11 protein-coding genes are annotated in these 12,599 nt (G+C 50.8%); 7 read left to right on the top strand and 4 right to left on the bottom strand.

Annotated features, from left to right (window positions below):
- Positions 1 to 35 precede the first annotated feature (35 nt).
- The 4 genes from ruvC to ACO0LL_RS09815 all read left to right on the top strand — a co-directional run bounded on the left by ruvC (position 36) and on the right by ACO0LL_RS09815 (position 3,281).
- Positions 36 to 578, top strand: a complete 543-nt coding sequence (gene ruvC / locus ACO0LL_RS09830) for a crossover junction endodeoxyribonuclease RuvC (RefSeq protein WP_422950683.1) — start codon at positions 36 to 38, stop codon at positions 576 to 578.
- Positions 579 to 751: 173 nt separating this feature from the next.
- Entirely contained in the window at positions 752 to 1,333 is a 582-nt protein-coding gene (gene ruvA / locus ACO0LL_RS09825) for a Holliday junction branch migration protein RuvA (RefSeq protein WP_422950682.1), read from the top strand.
- A gap of 3 nt (positions 1,334 to 1,336) precedes the next feature.
- Positions 1,337 to 2,407 carry a Holliday junction branch migration DNA helicase RuvB gene (gene ruvB / locus ACO0LL_RS09820; RefSeq protein ID WP_422950681.1) on the top strand — a complete coding sequence of 357 codons (1,071 nt, stop codon included), beginning with the start codon at positions 1,337 to 1,339 and terminating at the stop codon, positions 2,405 to 2,407.
- A 49-nt stretch (positions 2,408 to 2,456) separates the two neighbouring features.
- Positions 2,457 to 3,281: a 2-keto-4-pentenoate hydratase gene (locus ACO0LL_RS09815; protein ID WP_422950680.1), complete on the top strand. Its 825-nt coding sequence runs from the start codon at positions 2,457 to 2,459 to the stop codon at positions 3,279 to 3,281.
- Between the two features lie 288 nt (positions 3,282 to 3,569).
- On the opposite strand, the gene ACO0LL_RS09810 is transcribed toward ACO0LL_RS09815, so the two are convergent.
- Positions 3,570 to 4,631 (bottom strand): porin, encoded by a 1,062-nt coding sequence (locus ACO0LL_RS09810; protein ID WP_422950679.1) that lies wholly within the window; start codon positions 4,629 to 4,631, stop codon positions 3,570 to 3,572.
- Between the two features lie 381 nt (positions 4,632 to 5,012).
- Positions 5,013 to 6,149 (bottom strand): porin, encoded by a 1,137-nt coding sequence (locus ACO0LL_RS09805; protein WP_422950678.1) that lies wholly within the window; start codon positions 6,147 to 6,149, stop codon positions 5,013 to 5,015.
- A gap of 348 nt (positions 6,150 to 6,497) precedes the next feature.
- Here ACO0LL_RS09805 and coq7 point away from each other — a divergent pair, with 348 nt between their 5' ends.
- On the top strand, positions 6,498 to 7,148 hold the full coding sequence (gene coq7 / locus ACO0LL_RS09800) for a 2-polyprenyl-3-methyl-6-methoxy-1,4-benzoquinone monooxygenase (protein WP_422950677.1): 651 nt from the start codon (positions 6,498 to 6,500) through the stop codon (positions 7,146 to 7,148).
- 89 nt (positions 7,149 to 7,237) lie between these two features.
- Here coq7 and ACO0LL_RS09795 read toward each other — a convergent pair whose 3' ends face one another.
- Positions 7,238 to 9,529 (bottom strand): UvrD-helicase domain-containing protein, encoded by a 2,292-nt coding sequence (locus tag ACO0LL_RS09795; RefSeq protein WP_422950676.1) that lies wholly within the window; start codon positions 9,527 to 9,529, stop codon positions 7,238 to 7,240.
- 361 nt (positions 9,530 to 9,890) lie between these two features.
- Between ACO0LL_RS09795 and dapA the strand changes: the two genes are divergently transcribed.
- The gene (gene dapA, locus ACO0LL_RS09790) at positions 9,891 to 10,850 is read left to right on the top strand and encodes a 4-hydroxy-tetrahydrodipicolinate synthase (RefSeq protein WP_422950675.1); all 960 of its coding nucleotides are present in this window, start codon (positions 9,891 to 9,893) and stop codon (positions 10,848 to 10,850) included.
- A gap of 62 nt (positions 10,851 to 10,912) precedes the next feature.
- Positions 10,913 to 11,653: a hypothetical protein gene (locus tag ACO0LL_RS09785; protein WP_422950674.1), complete on the top strand. Its 741-nt coding sequence runs from the start codon at positions 10,913 to 10,915 to the stop codon at positions 11,651 to 11,653.
- Between the two features lie 30 nt (positions 11,654 to 11,683).
- On the opposite strand, the gene ACO0LL_RS09780 is transcribed toward ACO0LL_RS09785, so the two are convergent.
- A complete protein-coding gene (locus ACO0LL_RS09780; protein ID WP_422950673.1) occupies positions 11,684 to 12,568 on the bottom strand; it encodes a DUF2628 domain-containing protein in 885 nt (294 codons plus the stop codon).
- Positions 12,569 to 12,599: the final 31 nt, after the last annotated feature.

The raw sequence follows: 12,599 nt of genomic DNA, 5'->3' as shown, positions 1-12,599 counted from the left end.
ACAGCACCACATCTAATACACACTCAGAAGCCCTCATGAAAATCCTAGGCATAGACCCCGGCTTGCGCACCACCGGTTTTGGCGTCATCCATAAACAGGGCAGCAAGCTGACGTATATCGCCTCAGGCACGATCAAGACCATTGATGGTACTTTACCAGAACGCTTGAAGACCATCCTCGCAGGCGTTTCAGAAATAGTACGCACTTACCAGCCTGATTGCGCGGCGATAGAAAAAGTCTTCGTCAACGTCAATCCGCAATCTACCCTGTTACTGGGGCAAGCCCGCGGTGCAGCGATTTGTGCGCTGGTAGCGGCAGACCTGGCAGTCGCAGAATATACAGCCTTACAGGTTAAACAAGGCGTCGTCGGCCATGGCCGTGCCAAGAAAGAACAGGTGCAGGATATGGTGCAGCGCCTGCTGGCTTTGTCTGGCCTACCTGGCAGCGATGCTGCCGATGCGCTGGGCGTGGCGATTTGTCATGCCCATAGTGGTGATACCCTGGCAACCCTGGGGGCAATTGCGCCGGGTCTGGCGAAGAAGGGTTTGCGTGTCAAGGGCGGTCGTCTGGTCGGTTAATACAGGGCTGCAAGCTCACTGAAGCTGCACTGCGCTCTGGCCAGATCATATATCTGGCCTGCATAAGCTTAATTGCAGTATCGCAATATCAATATAATTTCCCTGCGAGCCTCGTCAAACGCGTCAGAATCGTTTACTATCACTGCTTATTCATACAGTATGAAAGCAGTCTCATGATAGGTCGCATTGCTGGCACTCTGATAGAAAAGAATCCTCCGCAATTGCTGGTCGATTGCCAGGGTGTGGGCTATGAAGTCGATGTGCCTATGAGTACTTTTTATAACCTGCCGCATCTCGGTGAAAAAGTGGTCTTGCTGACGCATCTGGCGATACGCGAAGATGCTCATGTACTGTTTGGTTTTGGTACGGCAGAAGAGCGCAGCACCTTCAAGCAATTGATCAAGATCAGCGGCGTCGGTGCCCGCACTGCCCTCTCTATTTTATCTGGCATGTCGGTAGCCGATCTGGCCCAGGCGATCACCTTGCAAGAAGCAGGACGTCTGACCCGCGTGCCCGGCATAGGCAAGAAAACTGCAGAACGTTTGCTGCTGGAACTCAAAGGCAAGCTCGGTGCTGACCTTGGCAATGCCACTGCGGCACTGGCTGCGGGTGACCATAGCGCTGACATCCTGAATGCCTTGCAGGCACTTGGCTATTCCGACAAGGAAGCCTTGCTGGCGATGAAATCCGTGCCTGCTGGTAGCGGGGTTTCTGATGGCATCAAGCTGGCATTGAAAGCATTGTCCAAAGGCTAAGCGATGACGATACAGACCGACAATCTTTCATCCAACTTCAGCGAGCCACGCATTATCTCGGCCACGCCAAGCTCGCCTAATGAAGAAGCGATAGAACGCGCCCTGCGCCCCAAGCAGCTTGATGAATACGTGGGCCAGGAAAAAATACGCGGGCAACTGGAAATTTTTATTACAGCGGCCAGGCAGCGTAGTGAAGCACTTGATCACACCCTGCTGTTTGGCCCGCCGGGCCTGGGTAAAACCACGCTGGCGCACATCATTGCGCGTGAGATGGGTGTCAACCTGCGCCAGACTTCTGGCCCGGTGCTGGAACGTGCCGGTGACTTGGCGGCCCTGCTGACGAACCTGGAAGCCAATGATGTACTCTTTATCGATGAGATACATCGCCTGTCGCCGGTAGTCGAAGAGATTCTGTACCCGGCGCTGGAAGATTACCAGATCGACATCATGATCGGTGAAGGTCCGGCAGCCCGCTCGGTGAAGCTGGATTTACAGCCTTTTACCCTGGTTGGTGCCACTACCCGCGCCGGCATGCTGACCAACCCGCTGCGTGACCGTTTTGGTATCGTCGCCCGACTGGAATTTTATACACCGGAAGAATTGACCAAGATCGTCACCCGCTCCGCATCATTGCTGGGCGCCCCAATACAGGCGGATGGTGCGCGTGAAATTGCCAAGCGGGCACGTGGCACACCGCGTATTGCCAATCGTCTGTTGCGACGGGTACGTGATTATGCCGAGGTCAAAGGCAATGGTGAAATCACCAAAGGCATTGCCGATGCGGCATTGAAGATGCTGGATGTCGATGCGGTTGGTTTTGATTTAATGGACAGAAAACTGCTGGAAGCCATCCTCTTTAAATTTGGCGGTGGCCCGGTAGGCCTGGATAACGTCGCTGCGGCCATAGGTGAAGAACGCGACACCATAGAAGATGTACTGGAACCCTATCTGATACAGCAGGGTTTTTTGCAACGCACGCCCAGAGGCAGGATAGCAACGCCGTCCGCGTATGAGCATTTTGGCGTGACCATGCCCAGATCGGGTAATAACGGTGACTTATGGGGTGGTAGCTAAACGCTGACCCTTCCCATGGTTTGTGCTCAATCCAACCGAACTTGATGCCATGTCCTTACAAGCCGAACAACATGCTTATACCGTCCTTGAGGCCAGGGCGCGTACCCAGCATATCAATCCCTTAAGCTGGCAATTTGAGCTGAGCATTAACGATGCTTATGACATTGCCAAAGCGTCTGACACCATCCGTGCCGCCGAAGGCGAAGTTTGCATAGGCCGCAAACTTGGTTTTACTAACCGCAAGCTGTGGAATAAATACGGCGAGAAAGCTGCCATCTGCGAACCAATCTGGAGCAGCCTGTTTGACAGCACGGTGCGCTATGTTGAAGATAACCATGCCTACCAAAGCCTGACAGGCGCGCTGCAGCCACGCATAGAACCGGAAGTGGTATTCAAGCTCGGCAGGACGCCGGCTGCCGACGCTTGCATAGAAGAACTCGCAGATTGCCTGGAATGGATGGCGCATGGCATAGAGATCGTCGTCAGCCCCTACCCTGACTGGAAGTTTGAGGCAGCCGATGCGATAGCCGCACTGGGCTTGCACGGCACCCTGCTGATCGGTGAACCGCGCATCTTGTCGAGTGCCAGCCGTCAGCATCTGGCTGAGCTGCTGGCCAATGCCAGCGTCTCGCTGTCATGCGACGGCACACTGTTGAGCGCTGGCTATGGCAGCAATGTGCTGGACAGCCCCTTGCATGCGATCTGGCACCTGCATGGCCTGCTGCAAAAGCAGCCACAGTTCCTGCCTTTGCAGGCAGGTGAAATCATCACCACCGGCACCTGGACTGATGCTTACCCGGTACAGGCCGGGCAAACCTGGGGGACTGCTTTCTCTGGCATCCCATTACCAGGCCTGAGTGTTAGTTTTGCTTAAAAGCAGCCAAGCCTGCAGTCATGAATCTGCAACGATAAGCCCACAGCGATAAGACTGCATCTTTAGCAAACTACGGACAATCAAAACTAAAAAGGCTGACATGTAAACCATGTCAGCCTTTTTTATCTTGCAAAAGCGCATTAGCCTTGGTGGCAACCAGGCCTGTTCAGCACCGCCATAATTGCAGGCAATTACCCTCAAGGCAAACGCGTAAAGAGAAAGCACTCACCAGGAGTGCTTTCTCAGTCTTGCCATGCTCTTTTAATACTGACCTAAGTCAGCATTAAATTAGAACTTGTGACGGATACCAACGTTAACCAGACGTACATCAGCGCCGTTAGGAACTGGATGGAAAGTTGCTGAAGAATCAGCGCTACCCAGGTTGATGTTTGCGTCGTTGCTTGCGCGGGAGATCGAAGTGTACAGGTTAGTACGCTTGGACAGGGAGTATGTGTAACCCAGAGCCAATTGTGTACCGTTAGCAGCTTTCAACAGGCTGTTTTGGTTAGTGGAACGGATGTAGCTGGCGATGATATTGCCAGAGCCAACTGGTACTGTCGCACCCAGCAACCATACGCGACGATCCAGAGCAGCTGCGCCTGTGCCATCATCTTTGATGGAGGAGAAACCAGCGTGTGCTGTAACTACGTCAAAGTTGTATGTACCAGCCAGCAAGTAGCTCTTAGTTGCGTTAGTACCAGTAGCGTTTTGCGCATTGCTGTATGCCAGTTCAGCAAACAGAGGACCAGCAGTGTAAGCACCAGAGAAACCGATGTAACGGCCAGCTGTTGTGTTACCAGCAACTTCACCGAAACCATAAGCAACAGTACCTACGAAACCACCCAGGTTAGTTGTGTTGTAGATAGCGGAGTTGTTGATACGAACGCCACCGTGGTCGAAGTAAGCTGCAGCGCCCAGGCCGGAAGTACCGCTACCTGCTGTACCGCTAGTGATACCAGTGCCGAATGGATCGAAGCTGTCGATTGCAACGAATGCTGGTGTGTATTGACGGCCGAAGTTAACCGCGCCGAAATCACCAGACAAACCTACGTAAGCTTGACGACCGAATGCACGGCCACCTTGAGCGGAGCTACCTGTATCAGCATTGATACCCATTTCCAATTGGAAATTTGCTTTCAGACCGCCACCCAGATCTTCAGAGCCTTTGAAGCCCAGACGGGAACCGGATTGAATACCACTATCCAGACCCAGAGTAGAGCCAGCAGGATCGCCAGTGTTTTGATGTTGCAAAGCCATATCAACTACACCGTAGATAGTGACGGAAGATTGAGCTTGCGCTGTACCAGCAACAGCAGCCAAAACTGACAGAGCGATGAGTGATTTTTTCATTGATATTTCTCCAAAGGATTTCACATTGATATTGAACTACATTAAGCACAGTTCGCGCAAAACAGAGCCAAAACATTGATTGCACGAAGAGCGCAAATACTTAAGAACCGACAAGACAGCTAAAAAGAAGTTAACGTATTTGACCAAAAATGGTGTCAGGCAGCCAAGCTAAATCGGCTTTTGGAGGGAATATGGGGGTGTTTTGTCTCGAATAAGCAACAAAAATTGCTTTAAAAGCAATTATTTCAATGCCATTTAATTAACATCAATGATGTCGGACAAGTGCTGAAAAATTACATTATTACCAACAAAAATGAAACAAAAACAAAATTGCAAAGGTCGCCTTGGGCGACCTTTGCAAGTAAAACTGTCTATCTACAATCAGAATGCGTGCAATACGCCTACTGCTGTACGTGTTGCAGAACTATTGCCTGCACCAATGATGCCCAGTGCCAGGGAAACATCTTGTGCATTAACAGAACCAGCTTTTGCATATGTCAGGGAAGCATAGGCAGTTGTACGTTTGCTGAATGCATATTTACCCAGCAAGATATACTGATCTGCTTTACCGTCGATATCGCCAGAGCGTTTTGTATTGTAGTAAGCAGTCGTCAATGTTGTCTGATCAGACAAAGTGAAATCTGCACCCAGGCCTATAACAGCAATCTTGCGGCCATTTGCGCTTGGCAATGCATCGATCTTCACATTGCCTTCAACTTTATTGCTGGAGTAAGTACCACGCAACATCACAGATGGAGTGATCTTGAATTTGGCACCACCAGCCCAGCCAGACAGATTGGAGACATTGGCATTGTCACGCAGTTTTGCGTAAGACAGGGCTGCACCGTTTGTACCATCTGTGAAGAAGCCGGACAGACCAGCATAGTTGCTCGCAGTATTGTCGCCTGCTTTTTCACCGAAACCGTACATCAGCGCGCCGCCGAAGCCAGACATCAATGGAGATACATATTTGATGGAATTGTTTTGACGCAGAGCAGTACCGCCCTGGTTAGTACCGAAGCCACCAAAGAATGCGCCAGCATTCAAGGCGCTGAACATCACGTTAGGATTGGAACCTGCGTGTGCCAGGCTGATAGGATCAGCCAGACCGACAGAATCCACACCCAGAATATTGTTACGGCCCAGAGTGACTGTACCGAAATCACCAGACAAACCTACCCATGCCAGACGATCAAACAGGGATGTATTGTTACCGGCCTGATTAAATACGTTACCGCCAAAACCGGCACCTGCAGTACCTGTGTCATTGGCCAGTGTGCCTTCCAGATTGAAGTTAGCTTTCAAACCGCCGCCCAGGTCCTCAGAACCTTTGATACCCCAACGGGAGGTCAGTAACTGACCAGCATCCATGGAGAATTTGGAACCACCAGTTGGTGTCTGGTTGGTAGTAGCTACAACGGCTGCGTCGATAATACCGTAGATGACGACTGAAGATTGTGCGGAAGCGGTTGCTGCAAATGCGCTCAAGACTGCGAATGCCAGTATCGATTTTTTCATTGAAAGCGTCTCCAAAATTATTAATTTATGCGGCCACACCTGAAAAGCTTCGGCCATTATTTTACGAATTTAGTCTTGCCAAGACTTCGAAACCTGCTGATTAAGAAGCTAGATTCCATTGAAACAAATTAAAGGAATTTGGGCAAAGAGAATTTGCGAACGATCGTTTTTAAGCAAATTTTATGTGGTGTTATCGCAACAAGCATCTACTTTCTTATTATTACAATCTTAAGTTTTCTGTAGGTTTCCAGACTTGGTCTGATGGCGCGTATCCTTAATTCTTCCTACAATACACACTATCCAGTCTGGTATGGCTCATCGTTCCATCATTACATGCTTAAAAACAATATGAATCTTCCAACAACACTTCCCAAGGTCAGCCTTGACCAAATGATCAGCAAGTTTGACCGCGCCTTGCGTGTGGTCAGCGGCCAGGCCATGTCCAGGCGCGCCTATCCTGGACATGATATGCCCGATGGCAATTTGTCTGAACAGGAAAAATCCCATAGCGCAGGTTTGATGCGCGTTAATCATGTAGGTGAAATTTGTGCCCAGGCCCTGTACGATTCTCAGGGAGCAAATGCGCATACGGAAGATATACGCCAACAGTTCGAGCATTCCGGCATAGAAGAAGAAGACCACCTGGCCTGGACGGCAAAAAGGTTGCATGAACTGAATTCACACACCAGCTTTCTGAATCCGCTGTGGTATGCCGGGGCCTATGCCTGCGGCACACTGGCCGCCAAGTTTGGTGATGCCGTCAGTCTGGGATTTGTTGTTGAAACAGAAAAACAGGTAGAGGCACACCTGGCCAGCCACCTCAAAAAATTACCGGCAGAAGACCAGCGCTCACGCGCCGTGGTAGAACAGATGCGCGTCGATGAAATTGCCCACGGTGCGGCAGCGCAGGCTTTGGGTGCCAGCACCCTGCCTGCTCCCGTGCAGGCGGGTATGAAACTTATGGCCAAAGTCATGACGACGACGGCTTACTATATTTAAAATCCGAAAGCCTTGAAAAGCTGAAACAGGCCAAGCTGTGAACTTTAGTGATTAGTGCGCAGTCCATCGACTGCGCATTTGCCTTTCGCTTATATTTTTTCCAGCTTGGCGATGCTCAAGTCCAGCTCCTTCATGCCAAACTTGCCGAAATTGATTTGCGCTCTGAGGCTGCCACTGCCGCCACCGCCATTCAGATTCACAATAACACCCTCACCAAATTTTGCATGCTCCACATTCTGGCCTATGCGCCAGCTCATGCTGTCATTGCTCTTCTTGAAAGTCTGGGCGATACGATTCGCGGCATCGTCAGGTGCTTCATCCCAGGCGGACTTTTTATTGCCAAACCAGGTCGGCTGTACACGCGGCGTCAGCCACTTCAATGATTCTTCCGGCAACTCATCAAGGAAGCGTGAACGCATGTTGTAACGGGTCTGGCCATGCAACATACGGGTTTGTGAAAAACTCAGGTACAGGCGTTTGCGCGCCCGTGTAATCGCCACATACATAAGGCGGCGTTCTTCTTCTACGCCACTGTCTTCCTGCGCACTGTTTTCATGCGGGAACAAGCCTTCTTCGAGACCGGTAATAAATACCGCATCAAACTCCAGGCCCTTGGCGGAATGCACAGTCATCAACTGCATGGCATCTTGCCCGGCCTGTGCCTGGTTGTCACCCGCCTCGAGAGAAGCATGCGACAGGAAGGCTGACAGCGGTGACATCACCGTTGGCAAGGCCGCATCGGCATCGATGATCTGATCGCCATTCCCGCTATCAAGTAAAACTGCCGCACTACTGGCGGGCCCGGCAAAGGCTGGCGCTTCTTTGTTAAAACCTTCTTCCGACACAAACAGGGTGGCAGCGCTGACGAGCTGCTCCAAGTTTTCTATGCGGTCTGCACCTTCTTTTTCAGTCTGGTAATGCGTCAGCAGACTGCTGACTTCCAGCACAATCTTAACCATCTCGGGCAAGGGCAGGTTCTGGGTTTCAAAACGTGCACCTTCTATCAATTTGACGAAGTTCGCCAGAGAAGAACCAGCCTTGCCAGCCACATAAGGCACCGCCGCATACATGGAAATATTCTGCTGTCTGGCGACGTCCTGCAATTGCTCCAGCGAGCGTGCACCTATGCCACGGGTAGGGAAATTCACCACGCGCAAAAACGCAGAATCATTATGCGGGTTGTCCATCAATTGCAGATAGGCGATCGCATGCTTGATCTCGGCGCGTTCGAAAAAGCGCTGGCCGCCATAAACGCGGTAAGGGATATTCGCCGTGAACAAGGCATGTTCTATGACACGTGACTGCGCGTTCGAGCGATACAGAATTGCAATCTCGCTGCGCAATGAACCTTCACGTATCAGGTTTTTGGCTTCTTCTATGATCCAGTTGGCTTCCTGGATATCACTGCTGGACTCCATGATGCGCACAGGTTCACCATGACCAGCATCGGTACGCAGATTCTTGCCAAGGCGTTTGCTATTATGTTCTATGAGTACATTCGCACTGTCGAGAATGTGGCCATGCGAGCGGTAATTCTGCTCCAGCTTGATCAGGTTCTGTACCTGGAATTCACGCTCAAAAGCGGACATATTGCCGACATTGGCACCACGGAAGGCATAGATACTCTGGTCATCATCACCGACGGCAAACACTGCACCACCTTTTTTACCACCCTCGCCCGCCATCAGCTTCAGCCACTTGTATTGCAAGTCATTGGTATCCTGAAACTCATCGACGAGGATATGACGGAAGCGATCCTGATAATGTTCACGCAGCGGCTGGTTGCGGCTCAGCAATTCATAGGTGCGCAACAGGAGTTCAGCAAAATCAACCACGCCTTCACGCTGGCATTGCGTGTCATACAGGTCATACAAGCCAACCAGTTTGCGGTTGAAGTCATCATAGGCATCGACTTGCGCTGCACGCAAACCCTGGTCCTTGGCACCATTGATGAAATACATCAGGGTCTTGGGTGGAAACTTTTCATCATCGATATTGTTCGCCTTCAGCAAACGCTTGATGAAGGATAGCTGGTCGCCAGAATCAAGAATCTGGAACGTCGAAGGCAAACCGGCATCGCGGTGATGGGCGCGCAAGAGGCGGTTACACAGGCCATGGAAAGTGCCTATCCACATGCCGCGTGTATTAATCGGCAACATGGCAGACAAACGCGTCAGCATCTCCTTGGCGGCCTTGTTGGTAAAGGTCACGGCCAAAATACCACCGGGCGAGACCTGACCAGTCTGTATCAGCCAGGCGATGCGGGTCGTCAGCACACGTGTCTTGCCAGAACCGGCACCAGCCAAAATCAGGGCAGACTGCGCCGGCAGTGTCACGGCGGCAAGTTGTTCGGGATTTAAGTTGTGGAGTAAATTTTGCATAGGCAGATTATACGGGACTATGCCTGCCAGCCTGTTTTCCACTCCCTGAGTCAGGCAAAATCAGGCAAAATTTATTGTCGGCAGGCTTGACAGGCCTGGCTGCACGCGCAGATAATCATTTCAATCGCAATAGAAATTTCATCCACATTTCATTATGCAAACTCAAGTCAAAGATCAAGTACACACGCAAAGCAGCACTGCTTTGTGTATGGTCTTTGCTAAAGCCAAGAAACAGACGCTCATCTGACCGGGGCGTGCTGTCCCGTCAGGTGAGCTGACAGGATGGCAAAAACGGTACTCTTCCCTTTGCGCTGTATGTCAACTCCCTGCGGGTCTTTAACCGGTCCACAGGAGAACAGGCATGACCAGCAGCAATATTAATAGCAGCAACATCAGCAATTCCAGTAACACTCATATTGAATCAAGTAATCACAACAGGCGCGACGATTTTTCTGGCATCTGGGTCGCCCTGATAACACCATTTTGCGATGGTCCGGACGCGGCAGTGGATTTACCCGCACTGCAGGCACTGTCCAGCAAGTTGATCAAGGAAGGAGTTACTGGCCTGGTCGTCTGTGGTTCCACCGGCGAAGCTGCAGCCCTCAGTGAAGAAGAACAATTGCAAGTGCTGGATGCGGTGCTGGCCGTGGTATCGCCCAATCAAGTCATCATGGGCTTGAGCGGTAATCATATGGGGCAAGTCTTGCACAGGCTGGCAGCCATAGGGCAAAGGCAGGTTGCTGGGGTACTGGTCACGCCACCGCATTACATACGGCCATCACAGGCAGGCATCTTGCACTACTTCCATGAAATTGCCGGGGCCTCTGCTGTGCCGGTACTGCTATATAACATTCCTTACCGCACGGGAGTGAACATTGAATTACCCACTCTGCAGCAATTGGCAAAACATCCAAACATCGTCGCCATCAAGGATTGTGGCGGCAATCTGCAAACCACTATGCAACTCATCACCGACGGCGACATACAGGTGCTGACCGGGGAAGACCATCAATTGTTTATTAATCTATGCCTGGGCGGTGCGGGCGGCATACTGGCATCTGCCCATTTGCGGTCTGATCTTTTTGCACGCCTGCAAGCACTAATCATTGCCGGAGAGCTTGCGCAGGCCAGGATAATTTTTTATCGACTGCTGCCTGTCATGCAGGCCTTGTTTGATGAGCCCAATCCAGCGCCGCTGAAAGCTGCGCTGGCAGAATCTGGGCTCATACGGGCCAATCTGCGGGTGCCCATGCTGCCAGCAAGTACCGAAACTACGGACAAACTCTTAAGCAAGATGGCACAACTTGACCTCATTCAATAGCACATTGCCTTGATGGTGCAAGCAAAGGATAATGCGATATCAATAATTTCTTTCAGAATGATATGCGACGCCTGCTTCCTTTGTTTGCCGTATTCGCTACCCTGGCAACCAGCTTGATTTTCCATAGCCAGCCTGCTGCAGCCATGACCATGCTGCGGGCAAATGACACCCTGATTTTATATGGCAGAGTGGTGGCGGATGATGCGCAACGCTTTCGCCGCAATCTGTCTGGCGGTGAAGTACACAATGTCGTGCTGAGTGAAAGCCCGGGCGGTGACCTGAATGCAGCTTATGGCATCGCGCAATTGATACGCGGCAGGAAAATCAATACCGCCGTTCAGGGCAATTGCTTTTCTTCTTGTGCCATCATCTTCATGGCAGGCACCGAAAGACGCATGCTGGATAGCAAAAATCTGGCGAATACAAAACTAGGTTTTCATGGACCACATAATAAGGAAACCCATGAAGTCAGTACCGAAGCCATTCCCAAATTGCGTGAATGGTTGCTCAATGCCACCGATGGCAAATTCCCAGATGCATTGCTGGACCAGGCGATGTATATCAAAAGTGCCGGTGACATGATGTTTTTCCATTATCCGGGTGCAGACAAAAAAAGAGGCAATATCCGCTTTTGTACGGCAGGCAAACTAGACCATCCACGCAAATGTGAAACCATTGAAGGTTACGATGTCGTCAGCGTCGGCATCCTGACTACGGCAGAATTATTAAAGGTCGAAGAGCTGGACCAACAAGCCGCTGACGGCAAGGAAAACCCTGTGGCTACTGAAAACCTCAAGCAATAAAGATCCCGGGATATACCGCGAACCAGTCTCTTACTTCCGCCTGATGTAAAAAAATTCAGTCGCGTCGTATCTGCATTCATGCGGTATATCCAGGGTAGAAAAATCACCGCGCATACATCTCCATAAAATTTCCTTTTCCCCTTCGTAACGGGGTGCCAGATAAAAAGTCTGCTCTATGAAGGGAGCAACATTCATCGTGACAGCGATCAGGCCATGCCTCTGGTCAATTTCTATACTCTTGACATAGTCTGGTAGCTGGGAATCAAAACCGGCCTGGGCGATATTTTTAGGGAAAGCCTGATGAGCAAGAATATAGTCGCCAACTCCCTGGGAAACGTCTTTTGCAATATTCACCGCGTCAGCAATGGCGTGACGGCCATTCGACACCAGCTCTTTCCTGATTGCTTCATTTTTAGCGTCAAGCTGCTTCCTGGCGACCTCTCTTTGTATCTCAGGATATTTTACAGCGCCAGCTAGCGCAATCGTCAGTGCATACAGGCTGAAAGCAACAAGTGTCCAGTTCCGTTGTGCGCTCTTGAAATGCTCCAGACTATCCCAATAAACATTTTGCCAGGCCCACAGTCTTGCGTTACGGCCAATTTTGACAGCGCAAAAGAAACTGATGACAGGGCTAAAAAGAATCAGCAAAACCACCCATCTTTTGTCTATGCTGCTTATGTTATTAAGCCCGACCACACTGGCGACTATGGGAGCCACGAGAAGAAAAAAACTGATCCACCGTTTATGGCGGGCAGTCCAAAAAATCGCCAGCAAAAATGCACCCCATGACCAGCCAGCCACACCATCAGGTGCCGGGTAAAAATCCCCTTTACCCGAAGTATTGTCTTTGCCCACCAGCTGTCTGCTGGAGATCATTTGTGGTTCTGGATTTGCTGGAAAGCTGTTCGCGCTCATGGGTCTAGATAATTGGTCGGCTTGGAAACCG

The organism is Undibacterium sp. TC4M20W (assembly GCF_049340245.1).
Taxonomy (GTDB): domain Bacteria; phylum Pseudomonadota; class Gammaproteobacteria; order Burkholderiales; family Burkholderiaceae_D; genus Undibacterium.
This window is presented reverse-complemented; position numbering and strand designations above follow the sequence as displayed.

Coding starts and splice junctions, on each gene's coding strand:
- ruvC (WP_422950683.1), top strand. CDS start 36: ATGAAAATCCTAGGCATAGACCCCGGCTTGCGCACCACCGGTTTTGGC.
- ruvA (WP_422950682.1), top strand. CDS start 752: ATGATAGGTCGCATTGCTGGCACTCTGATAGAAAAGAATCCTCCGCAA.
- ruvB (WP_422950681.1), top strand. CDS start 1,337: ATGACGATACAGACCGACAATCTTTCATCCAACTTCAGCGAGCCACGC.
- ACO0LL_RS09815 (WP_422950680.1), top strand. CDS start 2,457: ATGTCCTTACAAGCCGAACAACATGCTTATACCGTCCTTGAGGCCAGG.
- ACO0LL_RS09810 (WP_422950679.1), bottom strand. CDS start 4,631: ATGAAAAAATCACTCATCGCTCTGTCAGTTTTGGCTGCTGTTGCTGGT.
- ACO0LL_RS09805 (WP_422950678.1), bottom strand. CDS start 6,149: ATGAAAAAATCGATACTGGCATTCGCAGTCTTGAGCGCATTTGCAGCA.
- coq7 (WP_422950677.1), top strand. CDS start 6,498: ATGAATCTTCCAACAACACTTCCCAAGGTCAGCCTTGACCAAATGATC.
- ACO0LL_RS09795 (WP_422950676.1), bottom strand. CDS start 9,529: ATGCAAAATTTACTCCACAACTTAAATCCCGAACAACTTGCCGCCGTG.
- dapA (WP_422950675.1), top strand. CDS start 9,891: ATGACCAGCAGCAATATTAATAGCAGCAACATCAGCAATTCCAGTAAC.
- ACO0LL_RS09785 (WP_422950674.1), top strand. CDS start 10,913: ATGCGACGCCTGCTTCCTTTGTTTGCCGTATTCGCTACCCTGGCAACC.
- ACO0LL_RS09780 (WP_422950673.1), bottom strand. CDS start 12,568: ATGAGCGCGAACAGCTTTCCAGCAAATCCAGAACCACAAATGATCTCC.